Source organism: Mesorhizobium sp. M1004, assembly GCF_040318795.1.
GTDB lineage: Bacteria > Pseudomonadota > Alphaproteobacteria > Rhizobiales > Rhizobiaceae > Mesorhizobium.
The window spans coordinates 77937-101442 of sequence record NZ_JAMYNB010000017.1; the positions used below are offsets into that span (position 1 = coordinate 77937).

Genomic DNA, 23506 nt, shown 5'->3' on the forward strand with positions numbered 1-23506 from the left:
GAAGAGACGTGGCTAGGATCAGGAAGGGCGCGGCCGTACCCGCGCCACAGTTCTTGGAAGACGATCCGTCCACCGGCTACCTGCCGGGGCGCAGATGGCCGGTCATCCGCTACGGTCTGGTCACGCTGCTTGCCTCCGCCATCCTGGTGTTCGCCATCGAATGGATCGTGCGCGGCGACTTCTTCGGCACAGTCGACTTCTTCCTGCAGCCATTCAAGCCGGGCTGGACCACCATCATTGTCTTTGCATTGGTGCTGATGGGACTGGACGCCGTGCTTGGCCGCAGTCACCAGAGCCTGATGATCGTGGCGCCGCTGACGCTGGCGCTGGCCTTTGTCGGGCATCAGAAGTCGCATTATCTCGGCGATCCGCTCTACCCAACCGATTTTCTTTATTCGCGCCAGATCATGGCACTGATGCCGCTCCTGGTGCGCGAGCGGCCCTGGACGGCGCTCGCCATGGCGGTCGGCATCGTCGCCGGCCTGTCGCTGCTGATCTATGGCTGGCGGTTGTGGCGCCGCAAGGTTCCGATCCTCAGCCGCAAAGGGCGGCTGGCGCGGCTGACGCTGGCAGTGCCGCTGCTCGCCTTCTTCGTCTCAATCATGGACTACGCCACCTTCTCGTGGACCCGCGACCGGCTGCAGATCATCCCGATCATGTGGGACCAGAAGGAGAACTACGCCTCCAACGGGTTTGCGCTGGCCTTCGCGCTCAACGTGCCGATGGCGCATGTCTCGGCGCCGGCGGGCTATTCCGACAAGGCGATCGACGCGATCGACAGGCCTGCTGTGGCGGCCTCGGTACCGGATGAGAAACCCGACATCATCGTGGTGATGAGCGAATCTTTCTGGGATCCGACCAAGCTGCCCGGCGTCACAATCACGCCTGACCCGATCCCCAATGTGCGGGCGCTGCGTTCCGGCTATATGTTTTCGCCGGAATTCGGCGGCATGACCGCCAACATCGAATTCGAGGCGCTGACCGGCTTTTCCAATGCCTTCCTGCCGGCGGGCTCGATCCCCTACCAGCAATATGTGCGCACGCCGACGCCGTCGCTGGCGACCTTCCTGAAAAGCGAGGGCTACCGGGCGCGCGCCATCCATCCGGGCACCAACTGGTTCTGGAACAGAGGCGCCGTCTATGCCGATTTCGGTTTCAACGATTTCCGCTCGGAAGAGACGCTGCCGCCACTGGAAAAGCGCGGGCCGCTGGCTTCCGATGCCTCGATGACCGACGAGATCATCGCAGAGGCCGACGCCAGCGAGCGGCCGGTGTTCTTCTTCGCCGTCAGCCTGCAGAACCACGGTCCCTACGAGCCGTACCGCTATTACAATCCGACCCACAAGGTCGCGGCACCGATCAGCACATGGGCGCGGGAATCGCTGCTCAGCTACGCCGAAGGCTCCGCCGATGCCGACCGTGGCCTCGAACGATTGATCGAATGGGCGAAGAAGCGCGAGCGGCCGACGGTCATCGCCTTCTTCGGCGACCATCTGCCGCCGCTCGGCCCCGTCTATGTCGAAACCGGTTACCTGAAGGACAATGTCGCGCCGCGCAAGGAACCGACGCCGGAGGCGGCACTGGAGCATCATCAGACGCCGCTGGTCATCTGGTCTAACCGCACCGGTCCGGCGCAGGATATGGGCGCGGTGAGCCCGGCCTTCCTGCCCTACCATATCCTTACCACGGCCGGGATCACGCACCCCTACTATACCGGCTTCCTGGGCGCGCTGCGCGAACGCTATCGCGTCGTGGATCGCAATCTGCTTCTGACACCGTCAGGTGAGGCCACGGCGGACTGGGCGCGGCAGAAGGACATCGATCCGGCGATCAACGACTTCCGCCTGCTGCAATACGATATGATGTTCGGCAAGCGTAAGGCGGCTCCGGACTTCTTCCCCGAAACGATCAACGGTCGTACCCCGCATACGAGTTGATGCCTGGTCTTTTCCAACCCTGCGACGCCAGGACGCTGTCCGGAGCATGCGTTACCCTTGCCTTCCAGCCAAATTGCTATATAGACGCCCGCAATCTGCCGGTCCTTGCTGGGGGCTGAACGGAGGGCCGGAGGTTTTATCCAAAACCTTCGTGTGAAGCCAGAAGCGCTTCCGCCTCCCGTGTCTCCGCTCTCGACCGTCTCGAAATGCTCCTTTCTTCCTCGCCCCCTCGGGACCAGCGGGTCAGAGAAGTTGCAGAGGCTTTTGCCGCGAGGATCCGGGAGAGAAACGAAGAAAGGCACTGAACCACTATGGCTCTATACGAACATGTGTTCCTTGCCCGGCAGGACCTCTCGCAGCAGCAGGTCGATGCGCTTGTCGAACAGTACAAGGGCGTCATCTCCGCAAATGGCGGGTCCGTCGGCCGGGTCGAGAACTGGGGACTGAAGTCCCTCACCTACCGGGTCAACAAGAACCGGAAGGCTTACTACACGCTTATGGACCTCAACTGCCCGCCGGCAGCGCTCAACGAGATGGAGCGCCAGATGGGCCTGTCCGAGGACGTGCTGCGTTTCCTGACCGTCAAGGTCGAGGCGCATGAGGAAGGCCCGTCGGCCATGATGCAGAAGCGCGAAGAGCGCTCGGAACGCGGCGGCTTCGGCGACCGCGACCGTGGCGATCGTGGTCCGCGCTCGTTCGGCGACCGTGATCGCGGCGACCGTGGCGATCGTCCGCCGCGCTCATTTGGCGATGCCGGTGGCGATCGTGGTCCGCGCCGTCCGCGCGAAGGCGTTGAAGGAGGTGCAGAATAATGGTCGACATCAATCAGATCCCGACCCGGCGCCCGTTCCATCGCCGCCGCAAGACCTGCCCGTTCTCCGGCGCCAACGCGCCCAAGATCGACTACAAGGACGTGCGTCTTCTGCAGCGCTACATTTCCGAGCGCGGCAAGATCGTGCCGTCGCGCATCACCGCCGTCAGCCAGAAGAAGCAGCGCGAACTCGCCAAGGCGATCAAGCGCGCCCGCTTCCTCGGCCTGCTGCCCTACGTGGTTCGCTAAGATCTCCGAAGCAGGCGGTTCGCCGCCTGCTTCCTTCTCCCACGGCGACGGGCGCCCAGGGGTAATTTGATGATGCATGTCGTTGTCCCAAAACCGGGACCACTCTTGGCGACGTGCATTGAAATCCCGAGTTGAGGTGAAAAGCCTCTAACTGCCGCGACAGGCAGGACAGCGACACCGGCGCAAAGGCGCTCAGAGCTTCCTGACCTGTTCCATTCAATTCGGCGCCGATCCCGCGGTCGGTGCCAGACGAAGGAACAAGACCATGCAAGTGATTCTTCTCGAACGCGTTTCCCGCCTCGGCCAGATGGGCGATACCGTCAAGGTCAAGGACGGCTTTGCCCGCAACTTCCTCTTGCCGCAGGGCAAGGCGCTGCGCGCCAACGAAGCCAACAAGAAGAAGTTCGAAGGACAGCGCGCGCAGCTCGAAGCCCGCAACCTCGAGCGCAAGTCGGAAGCCAGCCAGGTTGCCGAAAAGCTCGACGGCAAGAGCTTCATCGCCGTACGTTCGGCCGGCGAGACCGGCCAGCTCTACGGTTCGGTGTCGACCCGCGACATCGCCGACCTGCTGACCGCCGAAGGGTTCTCGGTCAACCGCAACCAGATCCAGCTCAACCAGCCGATCAAGACCATCGGCGTCACCAATGTGGCGATTGCGCTGCATCCGGAAGTCGAGGTCACCATCAGCCTCAACATCGCCCGCACGGCCGACGAAGCCGAGCGCCAGGCCAAGGGCGAGACGCTGACCACCGCCGAAGCCATCTATGGCGATGACATCAACGACAACGCACGGCCGGAGAACTTCTTCGACCCGAACACCGAGTTCGAAGGCGGCGAAGAAGACAACGCCTGATCCCGCACGGGGCGTGATCGGGAAGCGAGGGGAGCAGCGCTCCAATCACTTCCTCGTCATCCAGCCTTTCTGGACCAATGCCCGGGCCTCTCGCCCGGGCATTTTTGGGCCAAATGGAACTTTTCGAACCCCTATATATTGTTGCAGAATTGGTCCGCCAGTCTGACCGTGAGGGGACATTTGGTGATGAATATTCTGTTGAAACGCGTTCTCGACCGCCTGGTGCGTACGGGCAATCTGAAAGTCACCGGCCCGAAGGGCTCGACAGTGGTTTTCGGCGACGGCAGCGGCGAGCCGGTGCATATGCACATCAAGACCGCGCATGCCGAGCGCGCCATTACCTTCGATCCGATGCTGGCCGTGCCGGAAGCCTATATGGACGGCGAACTCGACATCATCGAGGGCGGCGTACTGGGTATGATGCGCATCGCCTTCCAGAACATGGGCAGTGGCGGTATCGACGCCACATGGTCGAAGGCCATCGAGGGTCTGCGCCACGCCTTTCGCCGCCTGCAGCAGATCAACACCGCATCACGGGCGCGCCGCAACGTGCAGCGCCACTATGATTTGTCGGGTGACCTCTACCGGCTCTTCCTCGACGACGACATGCAGTATTCCTGCGCCTACTTCGAACAGCCGGACATGACGCTCGACGAGGCGCAGATGGCCAAGAAACGCCATATCGCCGCCAAGCTCAGGCTGAAGGCCGGCCAGACCGTGCTCGATATCGGCTCCGGCTGGGGTGGGCTCGGCCTCTATCTCGCCAAGGCTTTCGATGTCGACGTGCAAGGCGTGACGCTGTCGACCGAGCAGCACGGCGTCGCCACCGACCGGGCGCATGCGCAAGGCTTGCAGGACCGCGTGCATTTCGATCTCAAGGACTACCGCGAACTCAACGAACGCTTCGACCGCATCGTCTCGGTCGGCATGTTCGAGCATGTCGGCGTCAACCACTTCCGCACCTTCTTCGACAAGTCGGCGACGCTGTTGAAGCCCGACGGCGTCATGCTCTTGCACACGATCGGCCGCTCCGGCGTGCCGTGGGCGACCAGCGCCTTTATCCGCAAGTACATTTTTCCGGGCGGCTACATTCCCTCGCTGTCGGAGGTGATGCCGGCGATCGAGAAGTCGGGGCTTGTGGTCACCGACATCGAGATTCTGCGGCTGCACTATGCCGATACGCTGAAGCATTGGGGCCAGCGCTTTGCCGCCAACCGCGACAAGGCCAAAGCCATCTACGACGAGCGCTTCTGCAGGATGTGGGAGTTCTATCTGGCGGCTTCGGAAGCCGCCTTCCGCTGGCAGGATCTGGTGATCTTCCAGATCCAGATCGCCAAGAAGAACGACACGCTGCCGATGACGCGCGACTACATGGCCAAATGTGAAAAGGCGCTCGAAATGCGCGAAATGGGGCATCGTCAGGAGGCGGCGGCCGCCGAGCCTGCTGTCGCCAGGTCTGTGCCTGCCAGGTCCGTTGCTGTCAGGTCCGTTGCGGCCAAGCCAGCGCGCCGTCGCAAGGTGGCGGATCGCGAATAACGCCTCGATTGCGATTGCCGCTTGCCATTGACGGCTCTGACACTGAAAAAGGTCTCGTTCTCGCGAGACCTTTTTTAATGACCTGCCTGCCCACCATCGCCACCACCCTTGTCGAGTTCGCCCGCGCCTCGGTGCTCGCGGCACGCGGAGCCTGAGCGTGGAACTCCCCGCCTCGCTGCGACAAGGCGTCGAGCGCCTGCTCGAAACGATACCGCTGGCGGTGCTGCGCCAGGCGGCGAAGACGCTGTCTGACCGCTACCGCGCCGAATTGCGCGACGGCCGCCTGCACATGGCCGAAGAGATGGCGGTAAAAGCCTATCTGGCGACGCGGCTGCCGGCGACCTACGCGGCGGTACGGGCCGGTCTCGACGAACTCGCCTATGCGCGGCCCGATTTCCAGCCAACGAGCTTGCTCGATGTCGGCGCCGGTCCTGGCACGGTGCTTTGGGCCACTACAGACCTGTGGCCCGACCTCGAAGAGGCGGTTCTGGTTGAAGCAAGCGCCGCGGTGCGCAAGGTTGGCCAGTCGCTCGCCCTTGATACCATCGCCACCAGGATGGACTGGCGCGCCGGCGACGTGACCATCGACCTTGCCGATCTCAAGCCTGCCGATCTGGTCACCTGCGCCTATGTGCTGGACGAGATCGCGCCGGCATCGCTGCCGAAGCTTGTCGGCCGGCTCTGGCAGTTGACCGGCGACACACTGCTGATCGTCGAGCCCGGCACACCGGCCGGCTGGCAGCGCATCCTGGCAGTGCGCAGGCAATTGCTGGAGGCCGGGGCGCATGTGCTGGCGCCTTGTCCGCATGAGGCGCCCTGCCCGCTTGAGCCCCCCGACTGGTGTCATTTTTCGCGCCGCGTCGCCCGCTCGCGCCTGCATCGCCTGGCCAAGGACGCCGACGTGCCGTGGGAGGACGAGAAATTCATCTACGTCGCGGCTTCGCGGCAACCCGCGCCTGCACGTCAGCCGCGCGTGATTGCGCCGCCGAAATCGGGCTCCGGCAAGGTGCTGCTCAAACTGTGCCAGCCGGATGGCGGCGCCGGCGAGACACTTTTCACCAAGCGCGAGGGCGAGCTGTTCAAGGCAGCGCGGCGGCTGGACTGGGGCGATACATTGGACGGAAGAAGCGGGTAATCACCGAGATTGTTCTTGCTCTGTTCCAACGACTCGGATAGAAGTCAGCGCCTTTCTGAGTCAACCGGAATCGGGGCGCGGAAACACTCTTCTGTGGACGGTTTGCCGCCCCTGTGAACAACGGGGCATCGAGGTTGATTGGTCGTGCGGTGATGCAGAAAGGTCAGCACCGATTTATCTCGTTCTGATATCGAGAAGCCGGGATCAAAATCGGGGACATCATGGCAGAGGCAGCGCGAAAATTCGGCGTGGCGGAGCAGCAACCGCTTTATCGTGAAGCGCCGAACAACATCGAGGCCGAGCAGGCGCTGCTCGGCGCCATCCTCGTCAACAACGATGCCTTCTACCGCGTCTCCGACTTCCTCAAGGCCGGCCATTTCTACGAGCCGCTGCACCGGAAAATCTTCGAGGTCGCGGCCGAGCTAATCCGCATGGGCAAGGTGGCGACGCCGATCACGCTGAAAACCTTCCTGCCGGCCGACGAGAAGGTCGGCGACATGACGGTGGCGCAATATGTGGTTCGTCTGGCGGTCGAAGCCGTCACCGTCGTCAACGCCACAGACTATGGCCGCGCCATCTACGATCTGGCCACGCGCCGGGCACTGATCACCGTCGGCGAGGACATGGTCAACATCGCCTATGACGCGCCGGTCGACATGGCGCCGTCCGAACAGATCGAGGATGCCGAGCGGCGGCTGTTCGAACTGGCCGAAACCGGCCGCTACGACGGCGGCTTCGAGAGCTTCACCGACGCGGTCAAGACCGCCGTCGACATGGCCAACGCCGCCTATATGCGCGACGGCCATTTGTCGGGCCTCGCCACCGGCATGCGCGATCTCGACCGCCGCATGGGTGGCCTGCAGGCGTCGGATCTGATCATCATTGCCGGCCGTCCGGGCATGGGCAAGACATCGCTAGCCACCAACATCGCCTTCAACATCGCCGAGATGTATGAGCCGGCGCAACAGGCCGACGGCTCGTTCAAGGCAGCCAATGGCGGCGTCGTCGGCTTCTTCTCACTGGAAATGTCGTCCGAGCAGCTCGCCACCCGCATCATTTCCGAACAGACGGAAATTTCTTCGTCAAAAATCCGCCGCGGCGAGATTTCGGAGATGGATTTCGAAAAGCTGGTCGCCTGCTCGCAGACCATGCAGAAGATCCCGCTGTTCATCGACCAGACCGGCGGTATCTCGATCGCGCAGCTGTCGGCGCGGGCGCGGCGGCTGAAGCGTCAGCGCGGCCTCGACCTCATCGTCATCGACTATATCCAGCTGATGCAGGGGTCGAGCGCGAAATCGTCACAGAACCGGGTGCAGGAAATCACCGAGATCACCACCGGCCTCAAGGCGCTGGCCAAGGAACTCTCCGTTCCGATCATCGCGCTGTCGCAGCTGTCGCGTCAGGTCGAAAGCCGCGAAGACAAACGCCCGCAGCTGTCCGATCTTCGCGAATCCGGCTCGATCGAGCAGGACGCCGACGTGGTGATGTTCGTCTACCGCGAGGAATATTATCTGAAGAACCGCGAACCGAAGCCCGGCACCGACGAATACATCAAGTGGGAACACGAGATGAACGAGATGCGCGGCAAGGCCGAAGTCATCGTCGCCAAGCAGCGCCACGGCCCGACAGGTTCGGTGAGCCTCGCCTTCCATGGCGAGTTCACACGGTTTTCCGACCTCGCCGAAGAGCATCATATTGCGGAGAGGTTCGAGTAGCTTTTTGGCCTACCGCAGCGCTCCGTCACACCCCCCTCTGGCCTGCCGGCCATCTCCCCCGCAAGGGGGGAGATCAGCAGCTTTGCGAATGGCGCTCATCTTGCGACGTTGGGGATTGGCGAAAGCAGCGACGATAGCCAATCTCCCCCCTTGCGGGGGAGATGTCCGGCAGGACAGAGGGGGGTGTGCAAGATCACCCTCCTTCGGTCATTTGCAGGCAGCATCACTCCATGGCTAAATCGCGCGTCCAGTTCATCTGCCAGAATTGCGGGTCGGTGCATCAGCGCTGGGCCGGCAAATGCGATGCCTGCGGCGAGTGGAACACACTCGTCGAGGAAGGCACGTCCGGCGGCATCGGCTCGGGACCGGCCAACACGCGCAATGCGCGCAAGGGCCGCGCCGTGGTGCTGACCAGCCTGTCCGGTGACATCGAGGATGCGCCGCGGATTATCTCCGGCATTGGCGAACTCGACCGCGCCACCGGCGGCGGTTTCGTGCGCGGCTCGGCGCTGCTGGTCGGCGGCGATCCCGGCATCGGCAAGTCGACGCTGCTTACCCAGGCCGCAGCAGCATTGGCGTCAAAAGGCCACCGCATCGTCTATGTCTCGGGCGAAGAGGCTGTCGCGCAGATCCGGCTGCGGGCGCAGCGGCTTGGCGTCGCCGACACGCCGGTCGAACTTGCCGCGGAGACCAATGTCGAGGATATCCTGGCAACAATAGCCGACGGCAGAAGGCCGGACCTCGTCATCCTCGATTCCATCCAGACGCTGTGGACCGACATGGCCGACTCGGCGCCCGGCACCGTCACCCAGGTGCGCGCCTCGGCGCAAGCGATGATCCGCTACGCCAAATCCACCGGTGCTGCCATCGTGCTGGTCGGCCATGTCACCAAGGAAGGCCAGATCGCCGGTCCGCGCGTCGTCGAGCACATGGTCGACGCCGTTCTCTATTTCGAAGGCGAAGGCGGCCATCACTACCGCATCCTGCGCACGGTGAAGAACCGTTTTGGGCCGACCGACGAGATCGGCGTCTTCGAGATGTCGGACAAGGGCTTGCGCGAGGTCGCCAATCCGTCGGAGCTGTTCCTCGGCGAACGCCACGCAAAATCGCCGGGTGCCGCGGTATTTGCCGGCATGGAAGGGACACGTCCGGTGCTGGTCGAGATCCAGGCACTGGTGGCGCCGTCCACATTGGGCACGCCGCGCCGTGCCGTCGTCGGCTGGGACGGCGCACGGCTGTCGATGATCCTTGCCGTACTCGAAGCCCATTGCGGCGTGCGCTTCGGCACCCACGATGTCTACCTCAACGTCGCCGGCGGCTACCGGATTTCCGAGCCGGCGGCCGATCTGGCGGTTGCCGCTGCACTGGTTTCGTCGCTCACCGGTCTTGCCCTTCCCGCCGATTGCGTCTATTTCGGCGAAATCAGCCTGTCGGGCGCAGTGAGGCCGGTTGCGCATGCGCAGCAGCGCCTTAAAGAGGCCGAAAAGCTGGGTTTTGGAAGTGCGGTTCTGCCCTTGGGCAGCGAGGAGGTTGTCGGGGGGATCGGGGCCGGCGCTTTCCAGCCGACCGAACTTGCCGATCTCGTCGCACGCATAGCCGGCTCACGGCGCAGCCGTGTCGACGTGGAAGATTGACGCGGCTCGCCCGAGCCGTGAAAAGACAATCTGAGTGGGGCGAAAGACATGCCGATTACGCTGCTGGACGGAATTCTCGTCGGCTTCACCCTGGTCTCGGCGATGCTCGCCATGGTTCGCGGCCTGTCACGCGAAATCCTGTCCGTCGTGTCCTGGGCGGCTGCCGCCGCGGCGGCATTCTTCTTCTACAAGCCGGTGCTGCCTTACGTTCAGCCCTATGTCGAAAGCGACAAGATCGCCATGGCGGCATCCGCCGGCATCGTCTTCCTCATCGCGCTGATCGTCGTTTCCGTCATCACCATGAAGCTTGCCGACTGGATCATCGATTCCAGGATCGGCGCGCTCGACCGTACGCTGGGCTTCCTCTATGGCGCCGCGCGCGGCGTCCTCGTAGTCGCCGTGGCGCTACTGTTCTTCAACTGGCTGGCCGGCGCCAAGGCCCCTGCCTGGATCGCCAACGCCAAGTCGAAGCCGCTGCTCGAGACCATCGGCGCCAAGCTGGAAAGCCTGCTGCCCGAAGATCCGGAAAACGCCATCCTGAAGAAGCTCAATCCGAATCAGCCGGCAGCCGAGACGCCTCCGGCGGCCGATGCACCGGCGGCGGATGCTCCGGCAACCGGTGACGATACGCCGGCGCCCGACGACGAGACCGACGCTCCGGCCGATAACGCACCCGCGCCCGCTGCTCCGGCTCCGGCCGCGCCGGCAAACTGATACGGACGGATGGTGCCGGACAGGCGCCATCCCGGCAGTTCCGGCCTGACTACGTTGCTTTCGCGGCGCTATCGCACTATATGGCCATTTTAGCGGAGCTTGAGCCCCATGGCAGTTTCGAAGGCAGACGCGGACGACGTGCTTTCCGCCGAAGCAGACGATCATTTCCACGACGAATGCGGGGTGTTCGGCATTTTCGGCCGGCAGGACGCTGCGGCCATCGTAACGCTAGGCCTGCATGCGCTGCAGCATCGCGGCCAGGAAGCGGCCGGCATCGTCTCCTATGACGGCACGCAGTTCCATGTCGAACGCCATGTCGGCCTGATCGGCGACACCTTCACCAAGCAGCACGTCATCGACAGCCTGCAAGGCAACCGTGCCATCGGCCACACGCGCTATGCCACGACCGGCGGCGCCGGCATGCGCAACATCCAGCCCTTCTTCGCCGAACTCGCCGATGGCGGCTTTGCCGTCGCCCATAACGGCAATCTCACCAACGCCATGACCGTGCAGCGCGCGCTGCAGAAGCAGGGCGCGATCTTCTCGTCGACCTCCGACACCGAGACGCTGCTGCATCTCGTTGCCACCAGTAAGGAACGCGATTTGAATTCGCGCTTCATCGACGCCGTGCGTCAGGTCGAAGGCGCTTTCTCGCTGGTCGCGATGACCTCCAAGAAGATGATCGGCTGCCGCGATCCGCTCGGCATCCGCCCGCTGGTGCTCGGCGACCTCGACGGCGCCTGGATCCTGGCCTCCGAAACCTGCGCGCTCGACATTATCGGCGCCCGCTTCGTGCGCGACCTGAAGCCCGGCGAAATGGTCGTGGTGACCTCGAAGGGCATCGAGAGCCTGTTCCCCTTCGAGCCGCAGAAGACCCGCTTCTGCATCTTCGAATATGTCTATTTCGCCCGCCCGGACTCCTCGGTCGAAGGCCGCAATGTCTACGAAGTGCGCAAGCGTATCGGCGCCGAATTGGCGCAGGAAAGCCCGGTCGAGGCCGATATCGTCGTGCCGGTGCCGGATTCCGGCACGCCGGCGGCAATCGGCTTCTCCCAGGCGGCAGGCATCCCCTTCGAACTCGGTATCATCCGCAACCACTATGTCGGCCGAACCTTCATCCAGCCCGGCGATTCGATCCGCCATATGGGCGTCAAGCTCAAGCACAACGCCAACCGCCGGATGATCGAGGGCAAGCGCGTGGTGTTGGTCGACGATTCGATCGTGCGCGGCACCACCAGCCAGAAAATCGTGCAGATGGTGCGCGACGCCGGCGCCAAGGAAGTGCATATGCGCATCGCCTCGCCGCCGACCAGCGCGTCGTGCTTCTACGGCGTCGACACGCCGGAGAAGTCGAAGCTTTTGGCATCGCGCATGTCGATCGAGGAAATGGCCGAGTTCATCCGTGTCGATTCGCTCGGCTTCCTCACCATTGACGGGCTCTACCGCGCCGTCGGCGAAGCCAGCCGCGACAATGAGCAGCCGCAATTCTGCGACGCCTGTTTCACCGGCCAGTACCCGACCCGCCTGCTCGACTTCGAAGGCCACGACAATGTGCGCACGCTGTCGCTGCTGGCGAACAACGGGGCGTAAAGCCCAACTGCTATCCTTGAAAGCGCTCGCATGACCCTCGACCTCTCCGGCCGCGTCGCGGTCGTTACCGGCGCCTCGCGCGGCATCGGCTACTTCATCGCCAAGGAACTTGCCGCCGCTGGCGCGCATGTCATTGCGGTTGCCCGGACCGTCGGCGGGCTGGAAGAACTCGACGACCAGATCAAGGCCGAACGCGCGAAAACCGGCAAGGGCGAAGCGACGCTGGTGCCTCTCGACCTCTCAGACATGGCCGGCATCGACCGGTTGGGCGGGGCCATTCACGAGCGCTGGGGCAAGCTCGACATTCTGGTGGCCAATGCCGGTGTGCTCGGCGTCATCTCGCCGATCGGCCATGTCGAGGCCAAAACCTTCGAGAAGGTTATGACCATCAATGTCACCTCGACCTGGCGGCTGATCCGCTCGGTCGACCCGCTGCTCAGGCTGTCCGACGCCGGCCGCGCCATTCTCATGTCCTCCAGCTCCGCGCATTCGGCGCGCGCTTTCTGGGCGCCCTATGCGGCGTCGAAGGCGGCGGTGGAAGCCATGACGCGTTCCTGGGCACATGAGACGCAGAGCCTGCCGCTCCGCATCAATGCCGTCGACCCCGGCGCCACCCGCACCGCCATGCGTGCACAGGCCGCGCCCGGCGAGGATCCGGAAACGCTGCCGCACCCCTCAGAGGTGGCAAAACGCATCGTGCCGCTGGCGAGCCCCGAGCTGAAAGAGACGGGGCTGATCTTCCAGGTCAAGAACAACCGCTTCGTCGCCTACCGGCAGCCGGAATAAACCGGGTTGTAGCGGGATTAAACAGGCCCCCAGTTACGTTTCTTCGAATGTAGGACATTCGAAACCGGAGGACCGACATGCGTAGACTTCTTCTCGTTGCCGCCGCCGCGATTGCCGCCACAGCCGGCGTGGCGCTGGCGCAAGACGCAAAGATGAGTTTCTTCGTCACCAGCGTCGGTTCCGGCAAAGGCGCCGATCTCGGCGGTCTCAAGGGTGCCGACGCGCATTGCGCCTCGCTGGCGGAAGCGGCTGGGGTTACCGGCAAGGAATGGCACGCCTATCTCTCGAGCGCCAATGTCGATGCGCGCGACCGTATCGGCAAGGGTCCCTGGGTCAACGCCAAGGGCGAGAAGATTGCCGATGACGTCGCCTCGCTGCACAGCGACGCCAACGCCATCAACAAGCAGACGGCGCTGACCGAGAAGGGCCAAGTGGTCAATGGCCGCGGCGACAAGCCGAACCGGCACGACATATTGACCGGCTCGAAGCCTGACGGCACCAAGCTCGCCGACCAGACCTGCGGCGACTGGACCTTGAGCGGCGCGGAGGGCGCGGCGATGATGGGCCATCACGACCGCACCGGCCTTGATGAGTCGGCGGCGGCGAAATCCTGGAACTCCTCGCATGCCTCGCGCGGCGGCTGCAGCCAGGAGGCGCTGAAAGGCACCGGCGGCGACGGCCTGTTCTACTGCTTTGCGACGAACTGAGAGACGTCTGGGAGCGGTTCGTTCACGGGTCTGTGATGATCCGGCAGGTCCCTCCCCCCTCGCCCTGCTTTCGCCATCAGCCGGGAGTTGCTAGGGTCGACCCGACTCCGACACTCAGCAAAGCGAGGAATTCCCATGGCTGCTCCCAGCGTAGCATTGGTCTGGTACCTGGTGATCGCCGGCCCGCAAGGCGGCATGGTGGTGCTGCCCAGCACCTTCGACACCCGCGAACAGTGCACAAACGCGATTACCGAATATCAGAAGCAGCCGACGCCGGCCGGCTGGGCGGTCAACTGCGTGCCGAGCGCCTCGCCGTTTACCGATGAGGGCGACGCGGAAGAGCCTGCTGCGCAGTAGCGCAATCTCCCCCCTCGAGGGGGAGATGGCCGGCAGGCCAGAGGGGGTCGCCTCGCGTAGAGTGCCAACCTCCTTCCGCACAAAGGGCGTCGCGTCCAGTCGGCCCGACCCCCTCTGTCGCCTTCGGCGACATCTCCCCCTCAAGGGGGGAGATCAGGCGCGCGCACTCACCGTCAGCTCCGGCGTGCTGTTGATGGTCTGGAACACCACGCAATAGCGTTCGGTCAGCTTGATGAGCGAATCGATGCGCGCCTGCGGCTCATCCGTGTCGAGGTTGAAATTCAGCCGGATGGCGCGAAAGCCCACGGGGGCGTCCTTGGCCACGCCCAGCGTGCCGCGAAAGTCGAGATCGCCTTCGGCCTCGACGGTGGCTGCGCCAAGCCTGAATTCCAGCGCCGTCGCCACTGCCTTCAGCGTCACGCCGGCGCACGCCACCAGCGCCTCCAAAAGCATATCGCCCGAACACAATTCGAGCCCGGAACCGCCGGTCGCCGGATGCAGGCCGGCGACCGCCAGCGCCCTGCCCGTCTCGACCTTGCAGGCAATCGACTGGTCGTCGATGGAGCCTTTGGCGCGAAGCGTGATCAGCGCTCGCGAGGAATCGTCGCGATAAGCCTCCTTGATCGGTGCCTGCATGGCCTTGAGTGCGGTGGCGTCCATGTTGCATTCCTTTTCGAGTCCGTCGCGCTTTGATAGCACTGATATGCCGGCGAGACAGCGCCCCCCTCTGCCTGCCGGCCACCTCCCCACAGGGGGGAGATCTGCAGCTTCGCCGATGGCGCTTTCTACGCCGGCGATTAGCGAAGGCGGTCGCGACATCCAATCTCCATCCCTGTGGGGGATGTCCGGCAGGACAGAGGGGGCGTGAAGGAACGCTAGCTCGCGAAGAGTTACTTTGACTTCGACCGCCCGAGCCATACCTAAGCAGAGTCATTCCCGCGGAGGCATCATGCCGTTCAAGCTGAAACTGATCTCGCTTACCCTGTTGGTGCTTGCAGCCTTCGCGCAGCCAGTCGTCGCCGAAACGCCCGAGCGCCCCGCACCGGCAGGCGGCGTGCTGTCGCTGCTGCCGGCACCGCAGACGACCAGCCATTCAATCACCATTGCCGGGCGCAAGCTGGACTATCAGGCTAAGGCCGGCACGCTGTCACTGCTATCCGGCAAGGGCGAGGTCACCGCGGAAATCTTCTATGTCGCCTATACGCTGCCGCCACTGGCGGGCGCGGAGAAGGCTCGCCCCATCACCTTCGTCTTCAATGGCGGCCCGGGCGCGGCATCCGCCTATCTGCATCTCGGCGCACTCGGCCCGCGTGTCGTCGCGACCGGCGCCGATGGCCAATTCCTGCCGCCGCCGCAAAAGCTGATCGACAATCCCGACAGCTGGCTCGACATGACCGACCTCGTCTTCGTCGATCCGGTCGGCACCGGCTACAGCCGCGAGGCCCCCGGCCAGGACACAAAAGATTTTTGGGGCGTCAGCCAGGACGCCAGTTCGATCGGCGCTTTCATCCGGCTCTATCTCGCCCAGAACGGCCGCACCGGATCGCCGCTCTTCCTTGCCGGCGAAAGCTATGGCGGGTTCCGCGCGGCACTTCTCGCCAGGACCCTGCAGGAAGATGTCGGCCTGAGCCCCAACGGCATCGTGCTGATCTCGCCTGCACTGGAGTTCACGCTGGTGCTGCCCGACGAATTCCAGCCACTGCATTGGGCGCTGGAACTGCCCTCGCTGGCGGCGGTGCGCCTGCGCAGCGAAGGCCTCAGCGGCGAGGCGCTGCGCGAAAAGCTCGCCGAGGTCGAACACTATGCTATGGGTGACTACCTCACCGCTCTGGCCGGCGGGCTGGAACAGGGTGGGCGGCTGGCCAGCCAGCGCGTGGCCGAGATCACCGGCCTGCCGCTCGACCTCGTGCAACGCAATTTCGCCCGCATCCCGACCGCCCTGTTCGCGCGCGAATTCCAGCGCCCCAGTGGCAAAGTGCTCAGCCCGTATGACGGCACCATCGCCACCAGCGACATCGCCCCGGAGAGCGCCCGCAGCGCCGGCCCAGATCCGGTGCTCGACCGCAGCGTGCCGGCGCTGACCTCGGCCTTTGTCGGTTATGCGCGCGACGAGCTGAATTTTCGCACCGATGTCAGCTACAGGTTGCTCAATGGCGATGTGACCCACGCCTGGGACTATGGCGGCTCGCGGCAAGGCTATGCCGGGGTGATGGACGATCTGCAGCGGGCGCGCTCGCTCAACCCGGGGCTCGGCGTGGTGATCGTCAACGGCGACACCGATCTGGTCACTCCCTATCTGGCCTCACGCTATCTGGTGAGCCAAATCCCGACGCTCGGCGGGGCAAAACCCATCCGTCTCGACGTCATCGAGGGCGGCCACATGATGTATCTCAGGCCGGGCGGCCGGCGCGCCCTGAAGGAGGCCGCTTCGGAGCTCTACCAGGCAACACAGTGAACGGCGTGCCCACGCTGTCGGCCAGGCTGCGCCAACGCAAGCTTGCCACTGGCGTAGCGCCCCGCAGGCTTTCGCCCGTATAGCCTGCAATGGGAGCCTGTTGGGGCAGGCTTCTTCTTCGTCCTCTTGACAGCGCCGGACACGCCGCATGGCCGATATTGCCATTCTGGAAACCCGCGAAAGGGTGCTTGCCGGCATCCTGTTCACCGGCTGCGCCTATTTCCTGTTTTCGACGCAGGACGCCGCGATCAAGCTTCTGGTCGTCGGCATCAGCGTCTGGCAGATCATGTTCTTCCGCTCGATCGCTGTGCTTATCGGCTGTGCTGCAATCGGCGGACCGCCCATCTTTGCCGACACAATGCGCTCGCCCATCGTGCGGCCGATGCTGGTGCGCAGCGCCTTCACGCTCGGCGCCTGGCTCTGCTACTACAACGCGGCCCGCTCCCTGCAGCTGGCCGAACTCACCACCATCTATTACGCCGCCCCGATCATCGTCACCGTGCTGTCGGTGGTGATGCTTGGCGAAAAGGTGCCGCTGTTGCGCTGGCTGGCGGTGTTCATCGGCTTCGTCGGCGTCTTCATCGCCTGTGATCCCACTCGTCTCGGCTTGTCCGTGCCGATGCTCTTGGTACTGGCTGCGGCAGTGCTGTGGGGCATTGCCGTGGTGCTGTTGCGCAAGACGGCGCTGGCCGAGCGCACGCTGATCCAGCTTGTGCTCAACAATTTCTACTTCCTGGTGTTTTCCGCGGTGCCGGCGCTGTTGGTCTGGCAGATGCCGGACTGGCGCCAGTTGCTGCTTTTGATCAGCGTCGGCGCGCTCGGCGGCGTGGCGCAATTTATGCTGTTCGAAGGCATGAAGCGGGCGCCGGTGTCGATCGTGGCGCCGTTCGAATACACCTCATTGGTCTGGGCCTTCGGGCTCGGCTTTGCGATCTGGGGCGACGTGCCGCGTCGCGAGGTGTTTCTGGGGGCGGCGTTGATCGTCGGCGCCGGCCTGCTGATCATCGGCAACGAGCATTTCCGCAAGCGGCTATGAGTACCCCGTGCTGACAGCATGGTGGCAGGAGAAGACGGATAGGCTGCTGAGTTGACGGAAGCGCTCGACGGCCCAGGCACCACAGATACCGCTGCCGAGCGTACGCTCGGCATCATGCTGGTGGCGGCCTCGGCGGCTTTCTTCGCCCTCACCGGCGTGCTGACCAAATCGATCCACGCCGACCCGCTGACCATCACTTGCTGGCGCGGCTTTGTCGGCGCGATCCTGATCACCTTCTATGTGCTGTGGCGCCGGCGCCGCTCCGGCGGGCGGGAAAGCTTGCGGCTTGGCTGGCGGGGCTGGTTGCTGGCCCTCGAGGGCGCCGCGGCCAGCATCGCCTTCATCTCGGCGTTCAAATTCACCTATGTCGCCAATGTCGCGGTCATCTACGCCACCGCGCCCTTCATCACCGCGCTGCTCGCCTTCGTGCTGGTGCGCGAGCCGTTCCGGGCGCAGACGCTTGCCGCCGCCGCCGTTTCGCTGTGCGGCGTGGCGATGATGGTCGGCTCCGGCTTCGGCAGCGGTCATCTGTTTGGCGATGGGCTCGCGCTGCTGATGACCGCCGGCAGCGCGCTCTACATGATCATGGTGCGCGCCTTCCGCGACACGCCGGTGGTGTGGGCGGGCGCAGTCTCGGCGCTTCTGCTGTTCGTGCCCGGCTGGTTCGTCACCGACCCCCTGGCGATTTCTGCTCGCGACGCCGTGCTGCTCGTCGCCTTCGGAGGATCGTTTGCGGCGGCGTCGATCCTGTGGACGGAAGGCTCGCGGCTGATCCCTGCGCCTGAGTCCGGCCTTCTCGGTGCCGCCGAAGTGCCGTTTGCGATCCTGTTCGCCTTCCTGTTCCTCGGCGAGATCGCGCCGGCCGCCAGCCTGATCGGCGGCGCCATAGTACTGTGCGCGGTTTTCGCCCATGCGGGGCGCGACTGGCTGGCCGCGAGAAAAAGTGCGGCAACCCAATAATTATTTTCCAAGTCATGGAACCATCATGCGGATCAGGCAGTTTTATGTGCGACGGGTCACCCCCCAAGTCCCCCCAAACCCCTCGACCCGTCCTCCTCAAAGCCGACCGTAAAGGTCGGCTTTTTCTTTGGACATCAGCCGGCAAAGCCGGGCAAGGCGAGGTTGTCGCTGAGCAGGATGGCAAGATCGCGCGCCGGCCGCTCGGCGCCCTGGCCGAGTTTTATCGCGAATTGCGCTGTCGGCACCGGCGGCAGGGCGAATTCGCGCGGTGCTTCGGCAATGCCTGAATGGGCAAAGCGGGCGGTGCGCAAGGTCAGCGCGATGCCGGCATTGACCGCCGTGCGCAAGCCGGCAAGGCTGGCGCTGCCGGCGGCAATGCGGTAGCGGCGGCCGGCAGCATCGAGGGCCGCGAGTGCTGCTTCGCGAAAGCCGCAATAGGGGTCGAGCAGCGCCAGCGGCAATTCCTCTTCCCGCACGGCAAGCCCTTTTTGCGAGCACAGCCACAGCATCGGCTCACTGAACAGCCCGACTTCGTCATTGGCCGGCGTCTTGCGCATGACAACGGCCAGATCGAGCTGCCCGGCCTGCAGCGCCTCGCCAAGCTCGGCCGAACGGCCGACGCGGAGTTCGACCCTGACGCGCGGATGGCTGGTCGCGAAGGCGCGCAGCAGCTCCGGCAGGCCGCTATCGGCGAAATCCTGTGTCGTGCCGATGGCGACGCGACCAGCGGCACGCGCGCCCTTGAGCGCCAGCCAGGCCTCGCTGTGCACGGCAAGAATGCGGCGGGCATGACCGACAAGATCCTCGCCGGCCGGCGTCAGCCCGCGCCCGCGCCCCTGCGCCACCAGCAGCGGTTCGCCGACGATCTCCTCCAGACGCTGCATTTGCGCGGTCACCGCCGAGGGCGAGCGGCCGACAGCAGACGCAGCCTGAGCCAGCGAGCCGCCATCGACAAAGGCAAGGAAGGTTTTGAGCAGATCGGGATCGAGAGCTTGCATGCTTCGATAATACAGAACCTTTTGTTCGAAACAATTCGATTTTTTTGATTCAAAGATGATGGCATTGTCTCTCCAACGGCAAACAGACGCCGCTCAAACGAAGGAGAGAAAAATGCCCATCATCAACATCAGCGTCACCGGCAAGCCCGACGCCAAGCTGTCCGCCACAATCGCCAAGGAAATCACCGAGCTGACGGCAACCCATCTGCGCAAGGACCCGACGATTACCGCCGTCGCCGTCACCTATGTCGACCCGCAGCATTGGTTCGCCGGCGGCAAATCGCTGGCGGAGCATGGCGCCAACACCTTCTGGCTCGACATCAAGGTGGTCGACGGCACCAACACCAAGCTGGAACTGGAGGCTTATCTGAAGGCGATCTTTGAGGCCTTTGGTAAGTTGCTGGGTGGTGTGCACGAGGAAAGCTATGCCTTCGTGCATGAAGTCCCGGCCGCTGCTTACGGTTATGGCGGCAAGTCGCAGGAGTTCCGGTTCATCAGTGGGCGGCTGAAGGCCACGGCCTGATTGCTACCCAGCGGGAGGATGAAGCCTTGTATCAAGCGCGAAATCCTCCCGGAGATGCAAGCTATAAAGGCCTGCCGCCCGGTTGGGATCGAACACCAGGTTCCAGCTGTGCTGGGATACCGCGCTGGGGATCAGAAAGAACGGATGCTTTGCCAGCAGACCATCGCCGAACTGCTGCTGTCCCGCGCCCGGGATGCCGGGACGCAGCCAGTTCGCGTTCGGAATATCGTCGGTTTGGACCACATAAATCTCTGATGGATCGACGATGTCGAATGCCGTCAGCACGTGAGGGACAGTATCCAGCGTGCGAAACCCCTTGTGGACCGCCACCTCCAAGATGGCGGTCGATGGGTCGATGGACGCATATACGGCTCTGATCCCTTTGCTGTTCCACCTTCCCCCAAGCTTGAAGGCTCCTTCGCCACTGTCCCAGCTCGCCTTGAAGCGTCTGTGATCAAGCCTCCAGCCCAACAACTGCCCTGTTCCGAGGGAGCCCGGCAAAGGCGTCACGCGTAGACACCATAGTCGAGCCGCTCAAGAAACTCCTGCACAAGCGCAGTGCCCGCCGCCGTGGCCAGCAGATCAATCGGCCGGCGATTGTCCAAACCCATGGCAGACTCGATCATCCATTTTTCCGCGTCTTCCTGAGTCCCGAGCACGGACGTGGCCTTTGTCAGGAGCTTGGCGAAGTTCCAGGTTCTGGAACCTTGCTCCCGACTGAGGGTCTTGGAGTGATCCGATTTGTGCCGCTGAAATGTCCGCTCGCTCATGCCGAATGCGGTCTCAAACGCATCGGCGGGATCAATGACCATCAGATGCCTGACGAGGCTTTCGAGCGCCTGGCCCGGAATTCCATGCAGGATCATTTCATGTGCCTCAAGAGGACTGGCTACCGAGAATCCAAGAACCTTCCGTCCACCAAACAGGTCGACCATTCGTTCGAACTCCGGCTCCATATGTGGTGCCTCGGCAAAACCCAGCGGGGAACTGGCCATATTACCTCTCCGTCACGTGTCGCTTTTATTTACGACACGTGTCGCAACATTTCAAGGCCTGCGTTTGGGTCATTGCCTGGTGAGGTCAGGTGGAACACCGCTCCCTCGCACCCGCGCATTGACCTTGCTCCCCATTGCGCTACCCTCTGCTCTCGAAGCGGACGAAGAGCCGCATACCGGACCGTTGGGAGAGACGCGGCATGATCCTGACACTGGCGCTGCTTGCAGGCCTCGTGCTGGCCTGGCTGCTGATTGGCGCTATCGAGACGTTTCGTCTCGACCTGCGCTTTACCCAGGCGCTACTCTATGTGCCGTTCAAGCTCGCCTACCGGATCGATGACCGGCGCATCCGCATTGCCCGCAACGCGCCGACGCCGGTGATCTATGTGGTCTCGCACCAGTCACGCTTCGAGCCGGCGCTGATGCTGTCGCTGCTGCCCGACGACACGCTGCACATTCTCGACGAGGCCTCGGCGCGCTCGCCCTGGATGGAGCCTTGGCGCGAGCTTGGCCGCACCATCGCCTTCAACGCCGAGCATCTCTTCGTCAGCCGGCGGCTGGTCAGGGTGCTGAAGGGTAAAGGCCGGCTTGCCGTCTACCTGCCCGATGACGTCGAGCCCGATGTGAAGACGTTTCGCCTGTTCCGCGCCGTCACCCGCATCGCCATGCAGGCCGACGCCCGCATCGTGCCGATCTTCGTCACCGGCTCGCGCGACCTGCCGGTTTCCTTGACGCCAAAGAACCGGGCGCCGCGCCACTGGTTCCCAAAACTCTCGATCAGCGTGCTGGAGCCAATGACGATTGCCGAACTGGTGGCGCGCAACCCCGACCAGGCTTCCAACACCAATGCGTTGTTCGACCGCATCGCCGAGGCGCGGCTTTATGGCAGCAACCTCGATCGCGGCCTGTTCCTGGCCATGCGCGATGCCGCGGATCGCACCGGCGCCTCGCATCCGATCATCGAGGATGTGATCAGCGGCTCGCTCAGCTATCGAAAAATGTTCATCGGCGCACGCGTGCTCGGCCGCCGTTTCGAGGCGGTGGCGGCGCCCGGCGAAGCGGTCGGGGTTTTGCTGCCCAACGCCAATGGCGTGGTGCTGTCCTTCGTCGGCCTGCTCTCGGCCGGCCGGGTAGCGGCGATGATCAACTACACGGCAGGGCCGGCCAGCGTAACCGCCGCGGTGCGCGCGGCAGTCATCCGAACGGTGGTTTCCTCGCGCGCGTTCGTCGAGAAGGCGGCGCTTGCCGACATCATCGCCGCCATCGAGGCCGGCGGCGCCAAAATGCTGTGGCTGGAGGATGTGCGCGCAAGCGTCACGACGCTGGAAAAGCTCGCAGCAGCGGTGCTGTGGCGGTTCCCGCTGCAGCGGCAGGATGCGGCCAAGCCCGCCGCAATCCTGTTCACCTCAGGCTCGGAAGGCACGCCCAAGGCCGTGGTGCTGTCGCACCGCAATCTCCACGCCAACGCCATGCAGGCCGAGGCGCGCATTACCATTTCGCCGTCCGACATCCTGCTCAACGTGCTGCCGGTTTTTCACTCTTTCGGCCTGACCGGCGGTACCATCCTGCCGCTGGTGACCGGGGTGAAACTGTTCCTCTACCCGTCACCGCTGCACTACAAGATCATCCCGGAGATCGCCCGCAAGGTGAAGCCGACCATCATGTTCGGCACCGACACTTTCCTTGCCAACTATGCCCGCACCGCCAAGGATGGCGATTTCTCCAGCCTGCGCTTCGTCGTCGCCGGCGCGGAAGCGGTGAAGCCGGAGACGCGGCGCGTTTATCGCGAGCGCTTCGATGCCTCGATCATCGAGGGGTTCGGGCTGACGGAGGCCGCTCCCGTCGTCGCCGTCAACACCGCCATCCATGGTCGCGACGGCACGGTCGGACGGCTGTTGCCGGCGATGCGCATGAAGCTCGAACCGGTCGAGGGTATCGAGGGTGCCGGCCGCCTGTGGCTCGACGGGCCGAATTTGATGATGGGCTACATGACCGCTGACCGGCCCGGCGAATTGCAGCCGCTGGACGGCTGGCACGACACCGGCGACATCGTCTCGGTCGACCGCGAAGGCTTCATCACCATTCGCGGCCGGGCAAAACGCTTCGCCAAGATCGCTGGCGAGATGGTGTCGTTGGGCGCCGTCGAGATGCTGGTGCAGTCGCTGTGGCCGGAAGAGCGCCACGCCGCGGTGGCGGTGCCGGACAAGAGGCGCGGCGAGCGCATCGTGCTGGTCACCACCGCCGACGACGCCGATCCGGAAGAACTGCGCGCCTTCGGCAAGAAGGCAGGTGCGGCCGAACTGATGGTGCCCAACGACATCGTCAAGGTCGGGGAGATCCCGGTGCTGGGTTCCGGCAAGACGGATTATGTCTCGACGCGGAACCTGGCGATCGAGAAGCTGGGGCTGGGCCTGGCGGCTTAGCGTATCTCCCTCCTTGAGGGGGAGATGGCCGGCAGGCCAGAGGGGGTCGCCTCGCGTGAAGCGCCGACGTCCTCTTCGCTCAAACGAGGTCG

Annotated in this window: 22 protein-coding genes; 18 read left to right on the forward strand and 4 right to left on the reverse strand. The window is 64.0% G+C overall.

The features are described from left to right. The first annotated feature begins 8 nt into the window (after nucleotides 1-8). The 13 genes from NKH54_RS27835 (at nucleotide 9) to NKH54_RS27895 (ending at nucleotide 14024) form a co-directional block, all read left to right on the forward strand. Nucleotides 9-1937 (forward strand): LTA synthase family protein, encoded by a 1929-nt coding sequence (locus NKH54_RS27835; protein ID WP_023715068.1) that lies wholly within the window; start codon nucleotides 9-11, stop codon nucleotides 1935-1937. 311 nt (nucleotides 1938-2248) lie between these two features. Next, nucleotides 2249-2749 carry a 30S ribosomal protein S6 gene (gene rpsF / locus NKH54_RS27840; protein WP_023672722.1) on the forward strand — a complete coding sequence of 167 codons (501 nt, stop codon included), beginning with the start codon at nucleotides 2249-2251 and terminating at the stop codon, nucleotides 2747-2749. Next, on the forward strand, nucleotides 2749-2997 hold the full coding sequence (gene rpsR, locus NKH54_RS27845) for a 30S ribosomal protein S18 (protein WP_006203718.1): 249 nt from the start codon (nucleotides 2749-2751) through the stop codon (nucleotides 2995-2997). Before rpsF ends, rpsR begins: the two co-directional genes overlap by 1 nt. Nucleotides 2998-3262: 265 nt before the next feature. Beyond that, the gene (gene rplI, locus NKH54_RS27850; protein ID WP_023672721.1) at nucleotides 3263-3850 is read left to right on the forward strand and encodes a 50S ribosomal protein L9; all 588 of its coding nucleotides are present in this window, start codon (nucleotides 3263-3265) and stop codon (nucleotides 3848-3850) included. Nucleotides 3851-4036: 186 nt separating this feature from the next. Then, complete coding sequence (locus tag NKH54_RS27855) at nucleotides 4037-5386, forward strand: cyclopropane fatty acid synthase (RefSeq protein WP_023672720.1); 1350 nt, start codon at nucleotides 4037-4039, stop codon at nucleotides 5384-5386. A gap of 157 nt (nucleotides 5387-5543) precedes the next feature. Next, on the forward strand, nucleotides 5544-6521 hold the full coding sequence (locus NKH54_RS27860; protein ID WP_023738601.1) for a small ribosomal subunit Rsm22 family protein: 978 nt from the start codon (nucleotides 5544-5546) through the stop codon (nucleotides 6519-6521). A 221-nt stretch (nucleotides 6522-6742) separates the two neighbouring features. Further along, nucleotides 6743-8236 carry a replicative DNA helicase gene (locus tag NKH54_RS27865; protein WP_023672717.1) on the forward strand — a complete coding sequence of 498 codons (1494 nt, stop codon included), beginning with the start codon at nucleotides 6743-6745 and terminating at the stop codon, nucleotides 8234-8236. A 230-nt stretch (nucleotides 8237-8466) separates the two neighbouring features. Continuing rightward, nucleotides 8467-9870, forward strand: coding sequence for a DNA repair protein RadA (radA, locus tag NKH54_RS27870; RefSeq protein ID WP_023672716.1), 1404 nt, complete (start codon nucleotides 8467-8469; stop codon nucleotides 9868-9870). 48 nt (nucleotides 9871-9918) lie between these two features. After that, nucleotides 9919-10584 (forward strand): CvpA family protein, encoded by a 666-nt coding sequence (locus tag NKH54_RS27875; RefSeq protein WP_023672715.1) that lies wholly within the window; start codon nucleotides 9919-9921, stop codon nucleotides 10582-10584. Nucleotides 10585-10692: 108 nt separating this feature from the next. Beyond that, nucleotides 10693-12174, forward strand: a complete 1482-nt coding sequence (gene purF, locus NKH54_RS27880) for an amidophosphoribosyltransferase (protein ID WP_023672714.1) — start codon at nucleotides 10693-10695, stop codon at nucleotides 12172-12174. Nucleotides 12175-12204: 30 nt separating this feature from the next. Further along, a complete protein-coding gene (locus tag NKH54_RS27885) occupies nucleotides 12205-12960 on the forward strand; it encodes an SDR family NAD(P)-dependent oxidoreductase (RefSeq protein WP_023715066.1) in 756 nt (251 codons plus the stop codon). Nucleotides 12961-13037: 77 nt separating this feature from the next. After that, nucleotides 13038-13667: a hypothetical protein gene (locus NKH54_RS27890; protein WP_023672712.1), complete on the forward strand. Its 630-nt coding sequence runs from the start codon at nucleotides 13038-13040 to the stop codon at nucleotides 13665-13667. 135 nt (nucleotides 13668-13802) lie between these two features. Beyond that, nucleotides 13803-14024, forward strand: coding sequence for a hypothetical protein (locus NKH54_RS27895; protein WP_023689120.1), 222 nt, complete (start codon nucleotides 13803-13805; stop codon nucleotides 14022-14024). Nucleotides 14025-14177: 153 nt separating this feature from the next. Here NKH54_RS27895 and NKH54_RS27900 read toward each other — a convergent pair whose 3' ends face one another. Beyond that, the gene (locus tag NKH54_RS27900; protein ID WP_353029412.1) at nucleotides 14178-14684 is read right to left on the reverse strand and encodes an OsmC family protein; all 507 of its coding nucleotides are present in this window, start codon (nucleotides 14682-14684) and stop codon (nucleotides 14178-14180) included. A 289-nt stretch (nucleotides 14685-14973) separates the two neighbouring features. Between NKH54_RS27900 and NKH54_RS27905 the strand changes: the two genes are divergently transcribed. The 3 genes from NKH54_RS27905 (at nucleotide 14974) to NKH54_RS27915 (ending at nucleotide 18475) form a co-directional block, all read left to right on the forward strand. After that, entirely contained in the window at nucleotides 14974-16479 is a 1506-nt protein-coding gene (locus NKH54_RS27905) for a S10 family peptidase (RefSeq protein ID WP_023752519.1), read from the forward strand. A 148-nt stretch (nucleotides 16480-16627) separates the two neighbouring features. Continuing rightward, the gene (locus tag NKH54_RS27910) at nucleotides 16628-17515 is read left to right on the forward strand and encodes a DMT family transporter (RefSeq protein WP_023685677.1); all 888 of its coding nucleotides are present in this window, start codon (nucleotides 16628-16630) and stop codon (nucleotides 17513-17515) included. A gap of 114 nt (nucleotides 17516-17629) precedes the next feature. Then, complete coding sequence (locus NKH54_RS27915; protein ID WP_353029417.1) at nucleotides 17630-18475, forward strand: DMT family transporter; 846 nt, start codon at nucleotides 17630-17632, stop codon at nucleotides 18473-18475. Between the two features lie 134 nt (nucleotides 18476-18609). On the opposite strand, the gene NKH54_RS27920 is transcribed toward NKH54_RS27915, so the two are convergent. Next, nucleotides 18610-19473, reverse strand: a complete 864-nt coding sequence (locus NKH54_RS27920) for a LysR substrate-binding domain-containing protein (protein WP_023693978.1) — start codon at nucleotides 19471-19473, stop codon at nucleotides 18610-18612. A 112-nt stretch (nucleotides 19474-19585) separates the two neighbouring features. Here NKH54_RS27920 and NKH54_RS27925 point away from each other — a divergent pair, with 112 nt between their 5' ends. Continuing rightward, nucleotides 19586-19996 carry a tautomerase family protein gene (locus tag NKH54_RS27925; protein WP_023672705.1) on the forward strand — a complete coding sequence of 137 codons (411 nt, stop codon included), beginning with the start codon at nucleotides 19586-19588 and terminating at the stop codon, nucleotides 19994-19996. Nucleotides 19997-19999: 3 nt separating this feature from the next. On the opposite strand, the gene NKH54_RS27930 is transcribed toward NKH54_RS27925, so the two are convergent. Both NKH54_RS27930 and NKH54_RS27935 read right to left on the reverse strand, forming a co-directional pair. Next, a complete protein-coding gene (locus tag NKH54_RS27930) occupies nucleotides 20000-20506 on the reverse strand; it encodes an RES family NAD+ phosphorylase (protein ID WP_023689127.1) in 507 nt (168 codons plus the stop codon). After that, nucleotides 20503-20991 carry an Xre family toxin-antitoxin system antitoxin gene (locus tag NKH54_RS27935; RefSeq protein ID WP_023727360.1) on the reverse strand — a complete coding sequence of 163 codons (489 nt, stop codon included), beginning with the start codon at nucleotides 20989-20991 and terminating at the stop codon, nucleotides 20503-20505. Before NKH54_RS27935 ends, NKH54_RS27930 begins: the two co-directional genes overlap by 4 nt. A 200-nt stretch (nucleotides 20992-21191) precedes the next feature. On the opposite strand from NKH54_RS27935, the gene NKH54_RS27940 reads away from it, so the two are divergent. After that, nucleotides 21192-23414, forward strand: coding sequence for an AMP-binding protein (locus tag NKH54_RS27940; protein WP_352518929.1), 2223 nt, complete (start codon nucleotides 21192-21194; stop codon nucleotides 23412-23414). Nucleotides 23415-23506 lie beyond the last annotated feature (92 nt).

What these genes read in the sequence shown, in the direction of transcription:
- NKH54_RS27875 (WP_023672715.1), top strand. Translation starts at nt 9,919, where the DNA reads ATGCCGATTACGCTGCTGGACGGAATTCTCGTCGGCTTCACCCTGGTC.
- NKH54_RS27905 (WP_023752519.1), top strand. Translation starts at nt 14,974, where the DNA reads ATGCCGTTCAAGCTGAAACTGATCTCGCTTACCCTGTTGGTGCTTGCA.
- NKH54_RS27940 (WP_352518929.1), top strand. Translation starts at nt 21,192, where the DNA reads ATGATCCTGACACTGGCGCTGCTTGCAGGCCTCGTGCTGGCCTGGCTG.
- NKH54_RS27890 (WP_023672712.1), top strand. Translation starts at nt 13,038, where the DNA reads ATGCGTAGACTTCTTCTCGTTGCCGCCGCCGCGATTGCCGCCACAGCC.
- NKH54_RS27895 (WP_023689120.1), top strand. Translation starts at nt 13,803, where the DNA reads ATGGCTGCTCCCAGCGTAGCATTGGTCTGGTACCTGGTGATCGCCGGC.
- rpsR (WP_006203718.1), top strand. Translation starts at nt 2,749, where the DNA reads ATGGTCGACATCAATCAGATCCCGACCCGGCGCCCGTTCCATCGCCGC.
- NKH54_RS27915 (WP_353029417.1), top strand. Translation starts at nt 17,630, where the DNA reads ATGCTGGTGGCGGCCTCGGCGGCTTTCTTCGCCCTCACCGGCGTGCTG.
- NKH54_RS27885 (WP_023715066.1), top strand. Translation starts at nt 12,205, where the DNA reads ATGACCCTCGACCTCTCCGGCCGCGTCGCGGTCGTTACCGGCGCCTCG.
- NKH54_RS27935 (WP_023727360.1), bottom strand. Translation starts at nt 20,991, where the DNA reads ATGGCCAGTTCCCCGCTGGGTTTTGCCGAGGCACCACATATGGAGCCG.
- NKH54_RS27855 (WP_023672720.1), top strand. Translation starts at nt 4,037, where the DNA reads ATGAATATTCTGTTGAAACGCGTTCTCGACCGCCTGGTGCGTACGGGC.
- purF (WP_023672714.1), top strand. Translation starts at nt 10,693, where the DNA reads ATGGCAGTTTCGAAGGCAGACGCGGACGACGTGCTTTCCGCCGAAGCA.
- NKH54_RS27910 (WP_023685677.1), top strand. Translation starts at nt 16,628, where the DNA reads ATGGCCGATATTGCCATTCTGGAAACCCGCGAAAGGGTGCTTGCCGGC.
- NKH54_RS27925 (WP_023672705.1), top strand. Translation starts at nt 19,586, where the DNA reads ATGCCCATCATCAACATCAGCGTCACCGGCAAGCCCGACGCCAAGCTG.
- NKH54_RS27920 (WP_023693978.1), bottom strand. Translation starts at nt 19,473, where the DNA reads ATGCAAGCTCTCGATCCCGATCTGCTCAAAACCTTCCTTGCCTTTGTC.
- NKH54_RS27900 (WP_353029412.1), bottom strand. Translation starts at nt 14,684, where the DNA reads ATGGACGCCACCGCACTCAAGGCCATGCAGGCACCGATCAAGGAGGCT.
- rpsF (WP_023672722.1), top strand. Translation starts at nt 2,249, where the DNA reads ATGGCTCTATACGAACATGTGTTCCTTGCCCGGCAGGACCTCTCGCAG.
- rplI (WP_023672721.1), top strand. Translation starts at nt 3,263, where the DNA reads ATGCAAGTGATTCTTCTCGAACGCGTTTCCCGCCTCGGCCAGATGGGC.
- NKH54_RS27865 (WP_023672717.1), top strand. Translation starts at nt 6,743, where the DNA reads ATGGCAGAGGCAGCGCGAAAATTCGGCGTGGCGGAGCAGCAACCGCTT.
- radA (WP_023672716.1), top strand. Translation starts at nt 8,467, where the DNA reads ATGGCTAAATCGCGCGTCCAGTTCATCTGCCAGAATTGCGGGTCGGTG.